This window comes from Bacteroides sp. AM23-12 (assembly GCF_003434395.1).
Classification (GTDB): domain Bacteria; phylum Bacteroidota; class Bacteroidia; order Bacteroidales; family Bacteroidaceae; genus Bacteroides; species Bacteroides thetaiotaomicron.
On the sequence record NZ_QTLF01000001.1, the window covers coordinates 469,657 to 489,381 of the forward strand.

Here is a 19,725-nt window from a genome sequence, read left to right on the forward strand (position 1 = left end):
ACTAAACACATAATTCATGAGTTCATTGAAAGGGCACCCGAAAGGCCTTTACCTAATTTTCGCAACGAGCACGGCAGAACGTTTCAGTTACTACGGTATGCGTGCTATCTTTATCCTCTTTCTGACGCAGGCATTGCTTTTTGATAAAGAAGCGGCGGCCTCTATCTACGGTAGCTACACCGGACTGGTCTATCTGACTCCGTTGATCGGCGGATACATTGCCGATAAATATTGGGGCATCCGTCGTTCGGTATTTTGGGGAGCGGTGATGATGGCAGTCGGTCAGTTCCTGATGTTTATGAGTGCCTCTTCACTGAACAATACAGACCTTGCCCACTGGCTGATGTATGGCGGACTCGGATTCATGATTTTAGGTAACGGTTGCTTTAAGCCTACCGTTTCTTCGCTCGTCGGGCAATTATATGAACCCGGGGACAAACGGTTGGATGCTGCATACACCATTTTCTATATGGGTGTTAATGTAGGTTCTTTCGCTGCTCCTTTGATTTGCGGTTTCTTGGGAGACACAGGGAATCCGCAGGACTTTAAATGGGGATTCCTCGCATCCGGAATCATGACGCTGTTCACTGTTGTCCTCTTTGAAACTCAGAAGAATAAATACCTTTTCTCTCCTTCCGGTGAACCGATTGGTATCGTCCCCGACGCCAGACGTGAAAAAAAGGAGGATAAAGCCGAACATATTTCACATCCGAAGATGGACAAACGTACCAAAGTACGTAATATTATCATCATTACTGCCCTTACAGTTGTCTTAATAGCCTTTTTTAGCTATGCCTTTAGCGATGACTGGATTAGTGTGGGTATCTTTACGGCTTGTATTGTCTTTCCAGTGCTCATTCTGCTGGATGGTTCATTGACCAAAGTAGAACGTAGCCGTATTTTCGTAATCTATATCGTAGCTTTCTTCGTCATTTTCTTCTGGGCAGCTTACGAGCAGGCAGGAGCTTCTCTGACATTATTCGCTTCCGAACAGACTGACCGCAGCATTTTCGGCTGGGAGATGCCGGCTTCGTGGTTCCAGTCATTCAATCCGCTTTTTGTAGTGATCCTTGCCTATATTATGCCCGGTATATGGGGCTTTCTGAATAAGCGAAACATGGAACCGGCTTCCCCTACCAAACAGGCAATCGGTCTGTTGCTGCTTTCTCTTGGTTATCTCTTCATCTGTTTTGGAGTGAAAGATGCTATTCCGGGAGTAAAGGTGAGCATGATCTGGCTGACAGGGCTTTACTTTATTCATACAATGGGAGAAATCGCTCTGTCACCTATCGGGCTTTCTATGGTTAATAAGTTGAGTCCGTTACGTTTCGCCTCCTTGATGATGGGGATCTGGTATCTTTCTACCGCCACCGCAAATAAATTTGCAGGTATGCTGAGCGGTCTCTATCCCGAAGACGGAAAAGTGAAATCAATCCTTGGTTATCAGATTGCTACCATGTACGACTTCTTCATGCTGTTCGTCATTATGTCCGGTGTTGCCTCACTGATTCTGTTCCTTCTCTCGAAGAAATTACAGAAGATGATGCACGGGGTAGAATAAAAAATTGTATTTTTGCGACAACTTTTTTAAAATGACCGGTTATGGATACCATACAGATAAAAGACAAGCAATTTACTGTTTCCATTAAGGAACAGGATATTCAAAAAGAAGTGATTCGCGTAGCGAACGAAATCAATCGTGATTTGGCAGGTAAGAATCCGCTCTTCCTCAGTGTGTTGAACGGCTCGTTCATGTTTACCGCCGACTTGCTGAAGCATATTACGATTCCGTGCGAAATTTCATTCGTGAAGTTGGCATCTTATCAGGGGGTGACTTCCACCGGAGTAATTAAAGAAGTGATCGGGCTGAATGAAGACATTGCCGGACGTACGGTAGTGATCGTAGAAGATATTGTAGATACCGGACTGACGATGCAGCGTCTGCTGGATACACTGGGCACACGCAACCCCGAAGCGATTCATATCGCCTCTTTGCTGGTGAAACCGGAAAAGCTGAAGGTCAATCTGAACATAGAATATGTAGCGATGGAAATACCGAATGATTTTATCGTTGGCTACGGATTGGATTATGATGGTTTCGGACGCAATTATCCCGATATTTATACTGTAGTAGATTAAATTCAAATACAAATTAATTTTTAGGTTAAAAAGATGTTGAACATTGTAATTTTCGGTGCTCCGGGTTCAGGAAAAGGAACGCAGAGCGAACGTATTGTAGAAAAGTATGGAATCAACCACATCTCGACAGGAGATGTATTGCGTGCAGAAATCAAGAACGGCACGGAACTGGGCAAAACTGCTAAAGGTTACATCGACCAGGGGCAGTTGATTCCGGATGAATTGATGATTGATATTCTGGCAAGTGTATTCGATAGCTTCAAAGACAGCAAAGGTGTAATTTTCGACGGTTTCCCAAGAACAATTGCACAGGCGGAAGCATTAAAGAAGATGTTGGCGGAAAGAGGACAGGATGTTTCTGTAATGTTGGATCTCGAAGTTCCGGAAGATGAACTGATGGTACGTCTGATCAAACGTGGCAAAGACTCCGGTCGTGCCGACGACAACGAAGAAACAATCAAAAAACGTCTGCATGTATATCATTCACAGACATCTCCGCTGATCGACTGGTACAAGAACGAAAAGAAATACCAGCACATCAACGGTCTGGGTACTATGGATGGTATCTTCGCTGATATCTGCGAAGCAGTAGACAAATTATAATAAATAAAAAATATGGCTGAATCGAATTTTGTTGATTACGTAAAGATATACTGTCGCTCAGGCAAGGGCGGAAGAGGCTCTACGCACATGAGGCGCGAGAAATATTGTCCTAACGGAGGTCCCGATGGGGGCGATGGTGGAAGAGGAGGCCATATTATCTTGCGCGGTAACCGTAATTACTGGACATTGCTTCACTTGAAGTATGACCGTCATGCGATGGCAGGTCATGGCGAATCGGGCAGCAAGAACCGTAGTTTCGGAAAAGACGGTGCGGATAAAGTGATCGAAGTACCCTGCGGAACGGTAGTGTATAACGCCGAAACCGGAGAATACCTTTGCGATGTGACGGACGACGGACAGGAAGTGATCTTGCTGAAAGGCGGTCGTGGCGGTCAGGGCAACAGTCATTTCAAGACGGCTACCCGTCAGGCTCCGCGCTTTGCGCAGCCGGGCGAACCGATGCAGGAAATGACGGTGATCATGGAGCTGAAACTGTTGGCAGATGTAGGACTGGTAGGTTTCCCGAATGCGGGAAAGTCTACGTTGCTTTCTGCCATTTCGGCTGCGAAACCGAAGATTGCCGATTACCCGTTTACGACACTCGAACCGAATCTGGGAATTGTTTCCTATCGCGATGGAAAGTCATTCGTGATGGCGGACATACCGGGCATCATCGAGGGAGCCAGTCAGGGAAAAGGATTGGGACTGCGGTTTCTGCGTCATATCGAGCGTAACTCGTTGCTGTTGTTCATGGTTCCGGCAGATAGCGATGATATCCGCAAGGAGTATGAAGTATTGCTGAATGAGCTGCGTACGTTCAATCCCGAAATGCTGGACAAACAACGTGTGCTGGCTATCACGAAGAGCGATATGCTCGATCAGGAGCTGATGGACGAGATTGAACCGACATTGCCCGAGGGTGTTCCGCATATATTCATTTCTTCTGTTTCCGGTTTGGGAATCTCAGTGTTGAAAGACATTCTGTGGGAGGAACTGAACAAGGAAAGTAATAAGATAGAAGACATTGTTCACCGTCCGAAAGACGTGACCCGTCTGCAGCAGGAACTCAAGGACATGGGCGAGGATGAAGAACTCGACTATGAATATGAGGAAGACGCTGACGACGACGATGATGATCTCGACTACGAATACGAAGAAGAGGATTGGGAAGAAAAATGATTTCAATCACAAGAGATAAAAGAATGTTGGGGTATGAGTCGTTAAGCTCATACTCCAACATTTCTCATTTTGTAACTACCCGGCAGGGAGGGTGCAGCGAAGGAAATTATGCGTCATTCAACTGTACGCCCTACAGTGGAGACGAGGCGGAAAAGGTCCGGCGGAATCAAACGCTTCTGATGGAAGGAATGTCGCAGACACCCGAAGAACTGGTGATTCCTGTGCAGACTCATGAGACGAATTGCCTGCTGATCGGGGATGCTTATTTATCGGCTTCGTCTCAACAACGACAGGAGATGCTGCACGGAGTGGATGCTTTGATTACCCGCGAGCCGGGATATTGTCTTTGTATTTCTACTGCGGATTGTGTTCCTGTGTTGATATATGATAAGAAACATAGTGCCATAGCTGCCATTCATGCCGGATGGAGAGGGACGGTAGCATACATCGTGCGTGATACTTTGTTGCGGATGGAAAAGGAGTTTGGCACAAGTGGAGAAGATGTAGTTGCCTGTATCGGTCCGAGTATCTCATTGGCTTCTTTTGAAGTGGGTGAGGAAGTGTATGAAGCATTTCAGAAGAATGGTTTTGATATGCCTCGTATTTCTATCAGGAAAGAGGAAACCGGAAAACATCATATCGACTTGTGGGAAGCGAACCGGATGCAAATCCTTGCTTTCGGTGTGCCGTCCGGACAAGTGGAGCTTGCCCGGATATGTACGTATATTCATCACGACGAGTTTTTCTCGGCAAGGCGTTTGGGCATTAAGTCCGGACGGATTCTGTCGGGGATCATGATTCATAAATAATAGACTTGAACGTAAGTTGATATAAACTTGAATAAAAGTATGTTTGAAATAAAAGTATCTCAGGAAATAAAGAACGCCTGCCCTGTTTTTGCCGGAGCAGCCGTATATGCAGCAGTGAAGAATACTGCTTACTGCGATGGACTTTGGAAAGAAATAAATACTTTCACAGAAGACTTGACTACCACCACCCAAATGGCAGACATTAAGTTGCAACCTGTGATTGCTGCTACCCGTGAGGCTTATAAGCGTTGCGGAAAAGATCCGGGGCGTTATCGTCCGTCGGCAGAAGCGCTGCGCCGTCGCCTGATGCGTGGCATCCCTTTGTATCAGATTGATACTTTGGTTGACCTTATCAATCTGGTTTCTCTCCGTACCGGACATTCTATCGGTGGCTTCGATGCGGATAAGATACAGGGTAACCATCTTGAACTTGGCATTGGCAAAGCGGAAGAACCTTTCGAAGGTATCGGTCGGGGCATTTTGAACATTGAAGGATTGCCGGTGTACAGAGATTCTTTTGGAGGAATCGGGACACCGACAAGTGACCACGAACGTACGAAGATGGATGTCGGGACTACTCATATTCTCGCGATAGTCAACGGGTATAACGGAAAAGAGGGATTAAAGGAAGCTGCTGAAATGATTCAATCCTTACTGAGGGATTATGCCGGATCGGATGGCGGCGAGCTTATCTATTTTGAATAATAAAGGAATACATGAAGAACATACTTATTTTATTGACAGTCCTGCTTTTACCAATTCTTGCTTATGCGCAAAGTAAATCCTCTTTTTCTTCTATGGAGGTGAATCATGTACGGGTTGCTACTCCCGGACTTTTTGCGAAAAGCAATCATATATATCTGCATTTGGATTCTTTGCAAGAGCATGAATATGCTTTTCCCTTACCGGGAGCCAAAGTTATTTCCGCTTACGGAACTCGCGGAGGACATTCGGGAGCAGATATAAAGACGTGTGCCAAAGATACGATTCGTGCTGCTTTTGATGGAGTCGTACGTATGTCGAAGCCATATTATGCTTACGGAAATTTGGTTGTAGTCCGTCATGCGAACGGGCTGGAAACGATTTACAGTCATAACTTCAAGAATTTGGTACAGAGCGGAGATACGGTGAAAGCCGGACAACCTATCGGACTGACCGGACGTACCGGCCGTGCTACTACGGAGCATGTGCATTTTGAAACCCGCATTAACGGTCAGCATTTTAATCCGAATCTTATTTTCAATCTGAAGGAGGGTACATTACGAAAGGAATGTATTAAATGTACGAAGAATGGAAATGGGGTAGTGGTGAAGCCACAGGCGAATAATAATCGTGTGGCACAAAATAAAAAGTGAAAGAACTGAGATGGTCTGAAAAAGACGGAAGGGGATTGATTAAAAAGACAATAGTATCTCCCCTTCCCTTCGGGAAGGAGGGGTGGCTGAAAGCCGGGGTGGTAGGTAAAATAGGGTTGTCTATAATTTGCAGTGAATAAGTGGACTGCGTATTCACCTACCACCTCCCCCTGCGGGTACTCCTCCTTCCCGAAGGAGGAGAATTGAGATACTACCGACTTTTTAGTCACTCCCCAGTTATCGGCAGTCAAATGAAAGCGTTTGCTTATTTCATGATATGTTTGCCATAATTCCATCCTTTGAGGTCGTATAGCTCTGCATCCTTACGAATCCTTTCTTTAAAGTCTTCATAATTCCTTTTTTCTTGTGGTGTCCATCCGGCTTCGGCAACGGCGGCAAGACGTGGCAACATCAGGTATTCGAGAACGGAAGGTTCGGTCACCCATTCGGTCCAAAAGTTGGCTTGTACACCTTTATAATAAGGTTGCAAGGCAGCATCCACGTCTTTAAGCGGCTGATAGTTATAAACGGCCTCCACAGTTTCCGTTCCATGTCCCTGCGACATCGGTTCCGTGGGAAGTTTCGACTGTTTTCTGTTGATATAATAAGGTATTTGCGGGCTCAGTATGGTGTTCATTCCTTGCTTGGCAGCCTGTTTTGCGGCGGCATTAGCTCCGATCCATGCCATAATGGTGATGTCATTGCCAAGGATACTGGTATTTCCGTGAAGCACTTCGTTCCAGAATATAAGTTGGCGTTGTTGATCGGCAGGTTTGGTGGCAATGTAATCTTTTAGTTGTTTGTAGAAATAAATCTGCAAGTCTCTGAAGTTGGAAGAACCTATTTCACTCAGCAGCTTCTTGCATTCGTCATTCTTTTGCCATTTATTAGTGGGGCATTCGTCACCGCCTAAATGAATATAATTGAATGGAAACAATTCAGTGAGTTCATCAATTACCTCTTTGGCAAACTGCATCGCTTTCGGGTTGGCTACGTTGATTACATCAGTAGAAATCCCTTGTTGTAGCCATACTTCATGTTTATTCTCCGGGTCGCACGCCAAGAACTCCGGATAAGCTGCAACGGCTGCCTGTGAATGTCCCGGAATGTCTATTTCGGGAATGATTTCTATAAATTTCTTCTTTGCATACGCTACGATTTCTTTGATATCTTTCTGAGTATAAAAGCCGCCATAACGCTCACCGTCTGGTTTCACGTCACCGTATGCAAGTACTTTGCTGTTTCTCCATGCGCCTGTCTCCGTCAGTTTGGGGTATTTCTTTATTTCGATTCTCCAGCCTTGATCTTCTGTCAGATGCCAGTGGAAACGATTCATTTTGTAGATGGCCATCATGTCGATCACTCGTTTTATCTCATCTTTACCGAAGAAATGTCTGCCTTCGTCCAGCATAAAACCTCTCCATTCGAAACGGGGAGCATCTTCAATCTCGACAGATGGGAGACTCCATTGTGAATGGTCGGACGTTGCTACGCCTGCCATTACGTTGCGGGGCATCAGTTGCTTTAGCGTTTGTAGCGCATAATAGAAACCTGCCGGACGGGAGGCTTCGATCCGGACTTGTTTTTTCGAGACGTTCAGCTTATAAGCTTCAGCGGGAAGTTGTGGATTCAAATCTAAGATAATCCTTGCTTTAGCTTCTTTTTGAGTAGATGAAACCTTGATGCCGGTTGCTTCTTGCAATTCCTTTTTGAATGATTCAAAGACCATACGGATGCTGTCTCCCTGATAAGGAGTGACTTTGGCTTTAAGTTGGTTGCCAAACTCAAAGCGGCCGTCTTTTACGGTAAGGTGAGCCGGTTGTGGGGTGAGAGCGATTTCTTGTGCTGTAAGCATCTCATTGCTACCGAGTAGCAATAGCAGGGGTAGAAAATGTTTGATTTTCATGGTAATTGGGGGTATTTAAATAAAAAGTATAACAGCGGACGAAGATAGAAATAATAAATCAGAAAAGTATGTCTTTATGATTATTTTGTTTGCTCTTTTTGATTTGTTTGATCTAGGTTCCTCATAAATTTGCTTAATTTGATAAATTAGTGTTTCTTTGCACCATGATATAAGTCATGATAACTAACCCCCATTATTACAACTTATGAAAAACAACAAGATTTATCTGTTGGGAGCCTGCCTCCTGTGTGCTGTTACTACCTTTGCGCAGAATGTTAGTCTGCAACCTCCTCCTCAACAACTCATTGTTCAAAACAAGACCATCGATCTGCCTGCTGTCTATCAGCTGAATGGCGGGGAAGAAGCCAATCCGCATGCTGTAAAGGTACTGAAAGAACTGCTTTCCGGTAAGCAAAGCAGCAAGAAAGGGATGCTTATTTCTATTGGTGAGAAAGGTGACAAGAGTGTGCGTAAATATAGCCGCCAGATTCCTGACCACAAAGAAGGCTATTACCTGTCTGTGAATGAGAAGGAAATCGTACTGGCCGGAAACGACGAACGAGGTACTTATTACGCTCTGCAAACTTTTGCGCAATTGCTGAAAGACGGAAAGCTGCCCGAAGTAGAAATCAAAGATTACCCTTCTGTACGGTATCGGGGAGTGGTAGAAGGGTTTTACGGAACTCCCTGGAGCCATCAGGCACGCCTCAGCCAACTGAAGTTTTACGGTAAAAACAAGATGAACACTTATATATACGGTCCGAAAGATGATCCGTATCATAGTGCTCCCAACTGGCGTTTGCCTTATCCCGACAAAGAAGCTGCCCAGTTGCAGGAATTGGTGGCGGTAGCCAACGAAAATGAAGTTGACTTTGTATGGGCGATCCATCCGGGACAGGATATCAAATGGAATCAGGAAGATCGTGATCTTCTGCTCGCTAAATTTGAGAAGATGTATCAGCTCGGTGTCCGTTCGTTCGCCGTATTCTTTGATGATATCTCCGGTGAAGGTACTAATCCGCAGAAACAAGCGGAACTACTGAACTACATTGATGAGAAATTCGCACAGGTAAAACCGGATATAAACCAACTGGTGATGTGCCCTACGGAATATAATAAAAGCTGGTCGAACCCTAATGGCAATTATCTGACTACGCTGGGCGATAAACTCAATCCTTCCATTCAGATCATGTGGACGGGAGACCGTGTCATTTCCGATATTACCCGTGACGGCATTTCATGGATTAACGAACGAATCAAGCGTCCGGCTTATATCTGGTGGAACTTCCCGGTGTCCGATTATGTGCGCGATCATCTGCTTCTCGGTCCTGTGTATGGCAACGATACTACGATTGCCAAAGAGATGTCGGGCTTTGTAACCAATCCAATGGAACATGCCGAATCGTCAAAGATAGCGATTTATAGTGTGGCAAGTTATGCCTGGAATCCTGCCAAGTATGATACATGGCAGACGTGGAAGGATGCGATCCGTACCATTCTGCCAAGTGCAGCGGAAGAACTTGAATGCTTTGCAATGCACAATTCCGACTTGGGACCTAACGGACATGGATACCGCCGCGAAGAATCTATGGATATCCAACCGGCTGCCGAACGTTTCCTGAAAGCGTTCAAAGAAGGCAAAAATTACGATAAGGCAGATTTCGAGACTCTTCAATATACGTTCGAACGTATGAAAGAATCCGCCGATATCCTGTTGATGAATACGGAGAACAAACCGTTGATTGTGGAAATCACTCCTTGGGTGCATCAGTTTAAACTGACGGCTGAAATGGGAGAAGAAGTGCTGAAGATGGTAGAAGGCCGGAATGAATCTTATTTTCTGCGGAAATACAATCATGTGAAGGCTTTGCAGCAACAGATGTTCTATATCGATCAGACGAGTAATCAGAATCCTTATCAACCGGGAGTAAAGACAGCTACGCGAGTGATAAAACCATTAATTGACCAGACTTTTGCCACAGTTGTGAAATTCTTCAATCAAAAGTTTAATGCTCATCTGGATGCCACTACCGATTATATGCCGCATAAGATGATCAGTAATGTGGAGCAGATCAAGAACCTGCCGTTGCAGGTGAAAGCGAACCGTGTGCTCATTTCTCCTGCCAATGAAGTTGTGAAATGGGCAGCAGGAAACAGTGTTGAAATAGAACTGGATGCTATCTATCCGGGAGAGAATATTCAGATAAACTTTGGTAAGGATGCTCCTTGCACATGGGGATGCCTTGAGATCTCTACGGACGGTAAGGAATGGAAAACGGTGGATCTGAAGCAGAAAGAAAGCAGATTGTCGGCCGGTTTGCAGAAAGCTCCTGTGAAGTTTGTCCGCTTCACGAATGTGAGTGATGAAGAACAGCAGGTCTATTTGCGCCAGTTTGTTCTGACTATAGAGAAGAAATAAGAATGATTATATAGGCTGACTAAAAAGTCTGAACTACCCACAATTCCCCTCCTTCCCGAAGGAGGAGAGTTGGAAGTTACCACCGACTTTTTAGTCAGCCTTTTTTTGATTTACGATATTCCCGCGGTGACATTCCCATGATCTTGCTGAACAGGCGGGAAAAATAATAAGTATCTTCAATGCCTATTTTATAGCATATCTGATTTATCTTCATATCGGTGGTATCCAGCAACAGGCAGGCCTGCTGTATCTTTAGCAGATTAAAGTAAGTAAGCGGACTGTGTCCCGTTTGCTTTTTGAACAACATGGAGAAGTGCGACGGAGAATATCCGATTTGTGTCGATATCTCTTCCAGACTCAGATGTTTCTCCATATTCTCTTTCATATAGTGGATGGCAACGTTCACTATTCCCTCGTCTTCTGCCTCATTGGTGCCTGCATTACGATATTGCTGGACATAGCGTAACGTTCCCAGATAAAAGTGAAACATAGAAAACGCATAACGCAGGTTCTCGTTGCTATAACCATTTTTGAGTGTATTGAATATCTCTTCAAACAGGTTGATCCGCGTACTGATGCGGGAGTGTTGTTCGGGCTGAATATCCATCGGACGGTTGGCGTCTTTGGCATAGAACGGAGCAAGAATACCTTTGAAGTGAATCCAGTAAATAGTCCATGGTGTCGATTTGTTGGAAGCATAAGAATGCGGGACTCCTGCCGGAAGAATAAAATACTGATTGGCGGAGACGGTATATTCCTGGTCTCCGATCCGGTAAGATCCGGCGCCATCAATACAATAGATAAAGACATATTGATTGATGGGCTCTTTCCGTTCCCGAAAATGATGCTTGGCTTTGGGATAATATCCGATGTCAGTGATATGCAGCATGGAGGTCAGCGGGTCCTCTTCCATCTTATCAACGATGATGCGGGGCAATACTAAGGCTCTTTCCCCGGTAAATCCATCTTTTAGTTTTACCATAGTACATAATTGGTTATTCTGCGCAAATATATAATAATGTATGCGATCTGTCAAATAATACATTAAAAATAAGATTGTCCATCTTTATAAAATGAAATTCTATTTTTTGTGCTTTGGATACGCTCTATCTTTGCAACATCAATTAATCAATCTTCTAGTGGTATGAAAAGTTATAATAAAAAGTTTGTCTATTCCATTTGTTTGGTTTCTGCGATGGGCGGTCTTCTGTTCGGGTATGACTGGGTGGTAATCGGAGGAGCGAAACCTTTCTATGAACTCTATTTCGGTATTGCCGATTCGCCGACGATGCAGGGACTGGCTATGAGTGTAGCTCTGCTTGGCTGTCTGATCGGTGCTATGGTAGCCGGTATGATGGCTGACCGCTATGGCAGGAAACCTCTCTTGCTGATTTCCGCATTTATCTTTTTATCTTCCGCATACGCTACCGGTGCATTTTCCGTATTCGGCTGGTTTCTGGCAGCACGCTTTTTGGGAGGCATCGGCATCGGTATCGCTTCGGGGCTGTCTCCGATGTACATTGCCGAAGTAGCTCCTACTTCCATTCGGGGGAAACTGGTGTCCCTCAATCAACTGACTATTGTATTAGGTATCCTTGGTGCACAAATAGCCAACTGGCTGATAGCCGAGCCTATACCTGCCGACTTTACGCCTGCCGATATCTGTGCTTCATGGAACGGGCAGATGGGATGGCGCTGGATGTTTTGGGGAGCAGCATTTCCGGCAGCGGTATTCTTGCTGCTAGCCTGTTTTATTCCCGAAAGTCCCCGTTGGCTGGCAATGAAAGGCAAGAGGGAGAAAGCATGGAGTGTGCTCAGCCGGATAGGAGGAAACCGCTATGCAGAGCGGGAACTTCAGATGGTGGAACAAACCTCCGCTTCCAAGTCGGAAGGAGGATTGAAATTGTTGTTCAGTCGTCCGTTCCGTAAGGTACTCGTACTGGGTGTTATCGTGGCTGTGTTCCAGCAATGGTGCGGTACGAATGTGATTTTCAATTACGCACAGGAAATATTCCAGTCGGCGGGTTATTCGCTGGGTGATGTACTTTTTAATATTGTAGTGACCGGTGTAGCGAATGTGATCTTTACGTTTGTGGCTATCTATACGGTCGAACGTTTGGGGCGCCGTGCTCTGATGCTTTTGGGGGCTGGAGGACTGGCGGGTATTTATCTGGTTCTCGGTGCGTGTTACTTTTTTCAGGTCAGCGGTTTCTTTATGGTAGTGCTGGTAGTGTTGGCGATAGCTTGTTATGCCATGTCTTTGGGGCCTATCACGTGGGTACTGCTTGCTGAGATATTCCCCAACCGCGTGCGTGGTGTCGCTATGGCAACCTGTACTTTCGCTTTGTGGGTCGGTAGTTTCACGCTTACCTACACATTTCCGTTGCTGAATACTGCATTGGGCAGTTACGGCACATTCTGGATTTATTCGGCTATCTGCGTCTTCGGCTTCCTTTTCTTCCTGCGTGCATTGCCTGAGACAAAAGGGAAATCGCTGGAGACATTGGAGAAAGATCTGATAAAATAAAAAGATATAATTAATAATATCATGGTAAAAGCATGGAGAGAAAAGGTTGTAATTCCTACTTATGAAGTAGGTAAACCGGAAAAGAATCCTATTTTCCTGGAGAAACGTGTCTACCAGGGCAGTAGTGGGGTAGTTTATCCTTATCCTGTCATCGAATCGATGTCCGATGAAAAAGTAGATAAGGAATACGAAGCTATCTTTATTGAAAACGAATACATCAAGGTGATGATTCTGCCCGAGTTAGGCGGTCGTGTACAAATGGCTTATGACAAGATCAGAGAACGTCATTTTATTTATTACAATCACGTGATTAAACCTGCATTAGTGGGGCTGGCAGGTCCGTGGATTTCGGGAGGTATTGAGTTTAACTGGCCTCAGCATCATCGTCCCAGTACTTATATGCCTGTAGATACGACGATTGAAGAAAATGCTGACGGCAGCGTCACTGTATGGGTGAACGAAATGGAACGGATGTTTCATCAGAAAGGGATGGCGGGCTTCACGCTTCGTCCGGGACATGCTTTTCTCGAAATAAAAGGGGTGCTCTACAACCGTACCGAAGTGCCGCAAACCTTCCTGTGGTGGGCGAATCCTGCCGTAGCGGTGAACGACTACTATCAGAGTGTATTTCCGCCCGACATCAATGCGGTGTTCGATCATGGGAAGCGTGCCGTATCCAGCTTTCCTATAGCAACGGGTACTTATTATAAGATGGACTATTCTGCCGGAGTAGACATTTCGAACTATAAGAATATCAAAGTTCCTACTTCGTATATGGCTGTCAACTCCCGTTACAACTTTGAGGGTGGCTACGAAAACGACACTTGTGCAGGTATGCTTCATGTGGCAAATCATCATATTTCTCCGGGCAAAAAGCAATGGACATGGGGAAACGGTGATTTCGGCCGTGCATGGGACCGTAATCTGACTGACGAGGACGGACCTTACATCGAACTGATGGCTGGTGTCTATACCGAGAACCAACCGGACTTTACATGGCTGCAACCTTACGAAGAAAAGAGCTTCGTACAGTACTTCCTGCCTTACCGTGAACTGGGAGTGGTGAAGAATGCAAGCAAAGATTTGTTGATGAACATAGAACCGGAAGGTGAAAAGGAGGTACGTTTCAAGATATTCGCAACATCTAAGCAGGTGGTTAATGTAGTGCTGAAAGGTGACGATGGAAAAGTGTATTATAGCAGGCAAGTGACCATTACTCCGGAAGAACTATTGAATGAAACGGTAGACGTAGCAGGGGAGAAGTTGAACAAACTGAATCTTGAAATCACCGCAAACGGCAAGGAACTGCTTTACTGGCATGCCGAACCGGACGAAGTAAAACCGATTCCGGATGCTGCCGAAGCTGCTTTGTTACCGGAAGAAATAAAAACAACCGAGCAACTCTATCTGACAGGTTTACATCTGGAACAATACAGACACGCCACCTATAATCCGGTAGACTATTACGAAGAAGCCTTGCGCCGTGACCCGATCGATGTACGTAGCAATAATGCGCTCGGATTATGGTATATCCGTAAAGGCCGTTTCCGGAAAGCTGAACAATACTTGCTTACGGCAGTGAAGACCTTGCAGAAGCGCAACCCGAATCCGTATGATGGAGAACCTATCTATAATCTCGGACTTGCCTTGAAATATCAGGGACGCTATAATGAGGCTTACGACCGTTTCTATAAATCATGCTGGAATGCAGCCTGGCAGGATGCCGGTTATTTTGCCTGTGCTCAGATTGCTACGATGCAAGGACGTCTGGAAGACGCTTTGGATGAAGTGGACCGTTCGCTTATCCGCAACTGGCATAATCATAAAGCGCGTGCTCTGAAAACGACCATTCTCCGTCAGATGGGGAAAGCGGAAGAAGCCTTGCAAGTGATTGAAGATTCATTGGCTATTGATAAATTCAACTTCGGTTGCCGTTATGAGAAATATCTGATAACCAATGCTGCCGAAGACTTGCTTACTTTAAAAACGATGATGCGTGGCGAAGCTCACAACTATGATGAAATCGCACTCGATTATTGTGCTGCCGGTTGCTGGACAGAAGCCGCTTCTTTGTGGAATGTAGCTATCGCTGAGGACAGTGTAACACCGATGACTTATTATTACTTGGGTTGGTGTCTTGTTCAGGGTAAGTTATCCGGTGCGGAACAGGCATTTGCCGATGCCGCCGGCGCTTGTCCGGACTATTGTTTCCCTAACCGCCTGGAAGCCATTCTTGCTTTGCAATGTGCTATGGAACAAAACCCGAATGATGCGAAAGCACCTTATTATCTGGGTAATTTGTACTACGACAAACGTCAGTACGACTTAGCACTCGAAGCATGGGAAACTTCCGCCGGACTGGATGACAAGTTCCCTACGATATGGCGTAATCTGGCTTTGGCTAATTTTAACAAAAAGGATGAAGAAGCAACAGCCATCGAATATATGGAACGTGCTTTCCAACTCGATACGACCGATGCACGTGTGTTGATGGAATTGGATCAGCTCTATAAACGTGTCCGTCGTCCGCATTCCGAACGTCTGGCGTTCTTGCAGCAATACCCCGAATTGATAGCGCAACGTGACGACCTCGTACTGGAAGAGATCACTTTGCTGAATCAGACAGGCGAGTATGAAAAGGCTAAAACGTTACTTGATGCGCATATCTTCCATCCGTGGGAAGGCGGCGAAGGAAAAGTACCGGGACAATATCAGTTTGCCCGTGTGGAACTGGCGAAGAAAGCACTTGAAGCCGGGAATTACAGTGAAGCTGTCTCGTTGCTGGCAGAGTGTCTTGAATATCCACATCACTTGGGTGAAGGTAAGTTGCACGGTGCACAGGAAAATGATTTCTATTATTTCATGGGTTGCGCTTATGAAGGTCTGGGGCAGAATGATAAAGCGGTAGAATGCTGGGAACAAGCGATTGTCGGTCCTACCGAACCGGCTGCTGCCATGTATTACAATGATGCAAAACCGGATAAGATTTTCTATCAGGGACTGGCATTGTTGAAACTGAACCGCATGGATGAGGCTAACGGACGCTTCCATAAACTGACAACTTATGGAGAGAAACATCTTTTTGACAAGGTTAAAATGGATTATTTTGCAGTGTCACTACCCGATTTGTTAATATGGGAAGATGACCTGACCATACGAAACGTCATTCACTGCAAATATATGATGGCATTGGGATATTGGGGATTGAACGAAAAAGAGAAATCCGTTCGGTTGCTGAGTGAGGTAGAAAGATTGGATATCAATCATCAGGGTATTCAGGCTTTTCGTAGTCTGATTGGTTAGGAAGTATTGGTTCTTGGTTAGGACCGGCGTACTCTTGTTTCTGTCCGGTGCTAACCAAGTACTTCTTCCTGTTTACGGTACAAATTTGATGCAGACAGGCTTGTCCACCTTTATATCTTTACGTATATCCGTCAGTAATCCTGTATCTGTATCCCTTTCATAAACCTGTATCACATTACTATCCCGACAAGCCACCAGCAAATACTTGCCGTTAGGCGTGATAATGAAGTTGCGCGGGTGAATGCCTGTCAGTTGATAACCAACTTTCGTCAGCATACCGTTTTCCGGATGGATACTGAAGATCGCCAGCCCGTCAGCCTTTAGCCGGTTACTTGCATACAGGAATTTGCCGTCCGGGCTGATATGAATATCACCACTTCCTTTGGCTCCCGCAGTGTCGGCAGCAATTGTCTGAATTTCTTTTAACTCTCCATCGTTATATTCAAACGCAATGACTGTTCCCGATAGTTCATTGATGAGATACGCATAGCTTCCATTCGGTGCAAATGTCAGATGGCGGGGACCCGAACCGGCTTCTACTTTATAAGAGGCGGGACTTCCTTCTTTCAGAAAAACATCTTCATTGTCTGCCTTTGCATTCGGATTAACAATAAATTTGTGTATCTGGTCCGTGCCCAGATCGTCTGCAAATAAGTATTTGCCATCCGGCGTGATGCGGACACAATGCAGATGCGGTTTCTCCTGACGTTCCTTGTCGGCTCCCGAACCTTTGAACTTCACCACCTCAGAAGCGGGGAGAAGTGAACCGTCCTTATCGATCGGGAAGACAGAAATGCTTCCTCCACTGTAATTGGCAGTAACCACATTACTTCCGTTGGTAATGATGTAGCAAGGATCTTCGCCTCCGGTTTTCTGCGTATTCAGCAGTCGGAAAGTTCCTTCCTCCTTATTGAAAGCAAATGCGTTGGCAGCAGCTTGTTCGTTGCTGAATTCGCTGACTGCATAGATGAATTTGCCGTCGGCAGAAGGTACGAGATAAGATGGGTTTTCCACTTCCGCTTCACTGAGTGCGGTTGCGGTTCCGTTTTCTTCATTGAATCGGAAACTATAGAGACCTTTACTGTCTCCCGAAGTGTAAGTACCGACAATCATTGTCAGTTCCTGTTCTGCTTCATGGGAGCCTTCGGTCCGGGAAGCCTTTTTTGATGTACAACTAGATGTGAACATACCGATAATACAGATGGTTGCAAAAGTTTTTAGCATATATAGGTTCTTTTTATTAGATAGCAACTTCCTTAGTCTATACTAATGTCTTGTATAATAGATGATTGCAGTTTCCTTGTCGTTCCCTTACGAGGACACGATGGTTTCCCGGCGAGGAAACGGTCGTTTCTCTACGGGGATACTTGCGTTTCTCTACGAGGAAACTGTCATTTCTTTACTTGAAACGGAAATCTCCCTTACCTGTCCCAGTTATACTCTACTATATAACTGTCGAAATACTCACTTTGAATGACTCCCAGTTCTTTGGCGGTATTTATAATCCATTGCTGCTCGGCGGGAGTGAGCGCCAGTTTGCCACTGCGTTTCAAGTAGTAGTTTTTACGTCCCAGATATCCGATCATCCGATAGCGGAACGTGTTTGCCACGCGCACTGTGAGTGCATTTATTGTGCACATGAATCCTTTGGCGTAACGCACCTTTTCGTTCGAACAGAAATAGTCACATTTTTCTTTTATGCCCTTTATATGGTTTGGATTCATAATTGGCAGAAAAACTTTGTTTGCAGGGGCATGTTTTAAAGCTATCTGTCGCAGGCAAGTCGAGGCTTGCGGGCAATTTTCGGCAGCACACATTCCGAATGTGAAAGGTACTTGAGAATAATCAAATGGTTCTTCCATTGCTTTTTTGAGGTTGATAGTATTTATTATATTCCACAAATGTACGGATAATGTTGGTAAGTTGGAAATAACCGGGCCTACAAATGTTGTATGTTTGGGAGCCAAGTCTGCCTCCGCTCATGATATATCTCTGTATACCGGATAGCATATCATCGGCTAATATTTGCAAATATATGATGGTTAGTAACAAAAGAATATGTATCTTTGTGCCAAAGAAAACAGGATTATTGAAAGGATATGATGCATTATTTATCCCTTATTTGTTTCTTAAATATAAAATATCGATTGTTTTCTTTTGATTTTCAGACCGTTACAAAGTCATGGGGTTGACTGGATTTGACAGCGGGCAGAAATGGTAGGTAAGCATGCAGTGGGTCGGTAATTTCCACTTAAATCTCAGTTATCAAAACTTTATCTGGCGAAACTAATTACGCTCTTGCTGCTTAATCGAATCACAGTAGATTAGCTTAATCCAGGCACTAGGTGCCAGGACGAGACATCACTCGGAAGCTGTTGCTCCGAAGCATTCCGGTTCAGTGGTGCAGTAACATCGGGGATAGTCAGAAGCGGCCTCGCGTTTTTGATGAAACTTTAGAGGATAAGGCAGGAATTGATGGCTTTGGTTCTGCTCCTGCACGAAAATTTAGGCAAAGATAAGCATGTAGAAAGCTTATGATTTCCTCGTTTGGACGAGGGTTCGATTCCCTCCAGCTCCACTTAAAAACAAATGAAAGCTCTGATTATCAGAGCTTTTTCTTTTTGCAGTTTTTCTCTTTTACTCCCCTTTTTATTGTTGATCCTTTATTTTATCTCTTTTTAGATACAAAGTCAATTTCTTATACATCCTATCACTCTATTCTCTTTTGGTATGATAATATGGCTATTTGGTATTGTCAATATTTATGTGTTTTTGTTTTATATACGGAATAATTATAAATATATGCAAACAAGTATTAATAATATATCTTTATTATGTTCTAATCTTTGAGAATGTCTACTTTTATACTTGTAATCGATAATAATCTTAGCGGATATGGAAAATAATGTTAACCAAATTGAGCTGAAGTTTCAGCGTTTTTTTATTTCTAATTTTCCGAAAGTAAAGAATTATGCCCAGCTGTTGCTTAAGTCGGAAGTTGATGCTGAAGATGTTGCTCAAGATATTTTCTGTAAGCTTTGGTTACAACCGGAAATATGGCTTGACAATGAAAATGAATTAGATAACTACCTCTTTATAATGACCAGAAACATTATTCTGAATATCTTCAAGCATCAGCAAATCGAACGGGAATATCAGGAAGGATACCTTGAGAAAACAGTGCTTCATGAATTGATAGAAGGGGAAGATGCCCTTAATAATATATATTATGAAGAAATGTTGCTGGTTGTTCGCCTGACTTTGGAAAAAATGCCTGAACGGCGAAGGTTAATATTCGAGCTGAGTCGTTTTAAGGGATTAAGTTATAAAGAAATCGCAGAAAAGCTTAATGTTTCCATCCGTACGGTAGAGCACCAGGTGTATTTAGCACTGATAGAACTAAAAAAAGTGCTTCTATTTTTATTTTTTCTATTTTCCTTTAAGTAGTGTTTTTCTTTTAGTTGTATTTAGTGTATAAAGGAAGA

15 protein-coding genes and 1 other RNA gene are annotated in these 19,725 nt (G+C 44.5%); 12 read left to right on the forward strand and 4 right to left on the reverse strand.

From position 1 onward, the window contains the following. Positions 1-16 precede the first annotated feature (16 nt). The 7 genes from DW640_RS01630 to DW640_RS01660 are packed head-to-tail and all read left to right on the forward strand — an operon-like array spanning position 17 to position 6,085. Positions 17-1,561, forward strand: coding sequence for a peptide MFS transporter (locus DW640_RS01630; RefSeq protein WP_061474403.1), 1,545 nt, complete (start codon positions 17-19; stop codon positions 1,559-1,561). 41 nt (positions 1,562-1,602) lie between these two features. Further along, positions 1,603-2,139: a hypoxanthine phosphoribosyltransferase gene (hpt, locus tag DW640_RS01635; protein WP_008760055.1), complete on the forward strand. Its 537-nt coding sequence runs from the start codon at positions 1,603-1,605 to the stop codon at positions 2,137-2,139. A gap of 33 nt (positions 2,140-2,172) precedes the next feature. Next, positions 2,173-2,742, forward strand: coding sequence for an adenylate kinase (locus DW640_RS01640; protein WP_008760056.1), 570 nt, complete (start codon positions 2,173-2,175; stop codon positions 2,740-2,742). 12 nt (positions 2,743-2,754) lie between these two features. After that, positions 2,755-3,921, forward strand: coding sequence for a GTPase ObgE (gene obgE, locus DW640_RS01645; RefSeq protein WP_008764545.1), 1,167 nt, complete (start codon positions 2,755-2,757; stop codon positions 3,919-3,921). After that, positions 3,918-4,730 (forward strand): peptidoglycan editing factor PgeF, encoded by an 813-nt coding sequence (gene pgeF / locus DW640_RS01650; RefSeq protein WP_117576958.1) that lies wholly within the window; start codon positions 3,918-3,920, stop codon positions 4,728-4,730. Before obgE ends, pgeF begins: the two co-directional genes overlap by 4 nt. A gap of 39 nt (positions 4,731-4,769) precedes the next feature. Then, positions 4,770-5,435 (forward strand): B3/4 domain-containing protein, encoded by a 666-nt coding sequence (locus tag DW640_RS01655; protein WP_008760059.1) that lies wholly within the window; start codon positions 4,770-4,772, stop codon positions 5,433-5,435. Positions 5,436-5,446: 11 nt separating this feature from the next. Continuing rightward, the gene (locus tag DW640_RS01660; RefSeq protein WP_048696800.1) at positions 5,447-6,085 is read left to right on the forward strand and encodes a M23 family metallopeptidase; all 639 of its coding nucleotides are present in this window, start codon (positions 5,447-5,449) and stop codon (positions 6,083-6,085) included. A 265-nt stretch (positions 6,086-6,350) separates the two neighbouring features. On the opposite strand, the gene DW640_RS01665 is transcribed toward DW640_RS01660, so the two are convergent. After that, positions 6,351-7,991: a beta-N-acetylhexosaminidase gene (locus DW640_RS01665; protein ID WP_008760061.1), complete on the reverse strand. Its 1,641-nt coding sequence runs from the start codon at positions 7,989-7,991 to the stop codon at positions 6,351-6,353. A 205-nt stretch (positions 7,992-8,196) separates the two neighbouring features. Between DW640_RS01665 and DW640_RS01670 the strand changes: the two genes are divergently transcribed. Continuing rightward, a complete protein-coding gene (locus tag DW640_RS01670) occupies positions 8,197-10,410 on the forward strand; it encodes a beta-N-acetylglucosaminidase (RefSeq protein WP_117576960.1) in 2,214 nt (737 codons plus the stop codon). Between the two features lie 94 nt (positions 10,411-10,504). On the opposite strand, the gene DW640_RS01675 is transcribed toward DW640_RS01670, so the two are convergent. Next, on the reverse strand, positions 10,505-11,392 hold the full coding sequence (locus DW640_RS01675; protein WP_008764551.1) for an AraC family transcriptional regulator: 888 nt from the start codon (positions 11,390-11,392) through the stop codon (positions 10,505-10,507). A 162-nt stretch (positions 11,393-11,554) separates the two neighbouring features. On the opposite strand from DW640_RS01675, the gene DW640_RS01680 reads away from it, so the two are divergent. Together DW640_RS01680 and DW640_RS01685 are read left to right on the forward strand one after the other, a co-directional pair. Further along, positions 11,555-12,937, forward strand: a complete 1,383-nt coding sequence (locus tag DW640_RS01680) for a sugar porter family MFS transporter (protein WP_032813586.1) — start codon at positions 11,555-11,557, stop codon at positions 12,935-12,937. Positions 12,938-12,958: 21 nt separating this feature from the next. After that, positions 12,959-16,240, forward strand: coding sequence for a DUF5107 domain-containing protein (locus DW640_RS01685; RefSeq protein WP_072066231.1), 3,282 nt, complete (start codon positions 12,959-12,961; stop codon positions 16,238-16,240). A 72-nt stretch (positions 16,241-16,312) separates the two neighbouring features. Here DW640_RS01685 and DW640_RS01690 read toward each other — a convergent pair whose 3' ends face one another. Next, on the reverse strand, positions 16,313-17,464 hold the full coding sequence (locus DW640_RS01690) for a lactonase family protein (protein WP_008764554.1): 1,152 nt from the start codon (positions 17,462-17,464) through the stop codon (positions 16,313-16,315). A gap of 197 nt (positions 17,465-17,661) precedes the next feature. Then, complete coding sequence (locus DW640_RS01695; RefSeq protein ID WP_008760067.1) at positions 17,662-18,102, reverse strand: DUF6078 family protein; 441 nt, start codon at positions 18,100-18,102, stop codon at positions 17,662-17,664. 322 nt (positions 18,103-18,424) lie between these two features. Between DW640_RS01695 and ssrA the strand changes: the two genes are divergently transcribed. After that, positions 18,425-18,821: a transfer-messenger RNA gene (ssrA, locus tag DW640_RS01705) on the forward strand. Between the two features lie 314 nt (positions 18,822-19,135). Further along, on the forward strand, positions 19,136-19,687 hold the full coding sequence (locus DW640_RS01710; RefSeq protein WP_008760068.1) for an RNA polymerase sigma-70 factor: 552 nt from the start codon (positions 19,136-19,138) through the stop codon (positions 19,685-19,687). Positions 19,688-19,725: the final 38 nt, after the last annotated feature.

Excerpts from the sequence above, each read along its gene's own strand:
- DW640_RS01660 (WP_048696800.1), top strand. The coding sequence starts at position 5,447 with ATGAAGAACATACTTATTTTATTGACAGTCCTGCTTTTACCAATTCTT.
- DW640_RS01655 (WP_008760059.1), top strand. The coding sequence starts at position 4,770 with ATGTTTGAAATAAAAGTATCTCAGGAAATAAAGAACGCCTGCCCTGTT.
- DW640_RS01640 (WP_008760056.1), top strand. The coding sequence starts at position 2,173 with ATGTTGAACATTGTAATTTTCGGTGCTCCGGGTTCAGGAAAAGGAACG.
- DW640_RS01670 (WP_117576960.1), top strand. The coding sequence starts at position 8,197 with ATGAAAAACAACAAGATTTATCTGTTGGGAGCCTGCCTCCTGTGTGCT.
- DW640_RS01695 (WP_008760067.1), bottom strand. The coding sequence starts at position 18,102 with ATGGAAGAACCATTTGATTATTCTCAAGTACCTTTCACATTCGGAATG.
- DW640_RS01685 (WP_072066231.1), top strand. The coding sequence starts at position 12,959 with ATGGTAAAAGCATGGAGAGAAAAGGTTGTAATTCCTACTTATGAAGTA.
- DW640_RS01675 (WP_008764551.1), bottom strand. The coding sequence starts at position 11,392 with ATGGTAAAACTAAAAGATGGATTTACCGGGGAAAGAGCCTTAGTATTG.
- hpt (WP_008760055.1), top strand. The coding sequence starts at position 1,603 with ATGGATACCATACAGATAAAAGACAAGCAATTTACTGTTTCCATTAAG.
- DW640_RS01630 (WP_061474403.1), top strand. The coding sequence starts at position 17 with ATGAGTTCATTGAAAGGGCACCCGAAAGGCCTTTACCTAATTTTCGCA.
- pgeF (WP_117576958.1), top strand. The coding sequence starts at position 3,918 with ATGATTTCAATCACAAGAGATAAAAGAATGTTGGGGTATGAGTCGTTA.
- DW640_RS01665 (WP_008760061.1), bottom strand. The coding sequence starts at position 7,991 with ATGAAAATCAAACATTTTCTACCCCTGCTATTGCTACTCGGTAGCAAT.
- obgE (WP_008764545.1), top strand. The coding sequence starts at position 2,755 with ATGGCTGAATCGAATTTTGTTGATTACGTAAAGATATACTGTCGCTCA.
- DW640_RS01680 (WP_032813586.1), top strand. The coding sequence starts at position 11,555 with ATGAAAAGTTATAATAAAAAGTTTGTCTATTCCATTTGTTTGGTTTCT.
- DW640_RS01710 (WP_008760068.1), top strand. The coding sequence starts at position 19,136 with ATGGAAAATAATGTTAACCAAATTGAGCTGAAGTTTCAGCGTTTTTTT.
- DW640_RS01690 (WP_008764554.1), bottom strand. The coding sequence starts at position 17,464 with ATGCTAAAAACTTTTGCAACCATCTGTATTATCGGTATGTTCACATCT.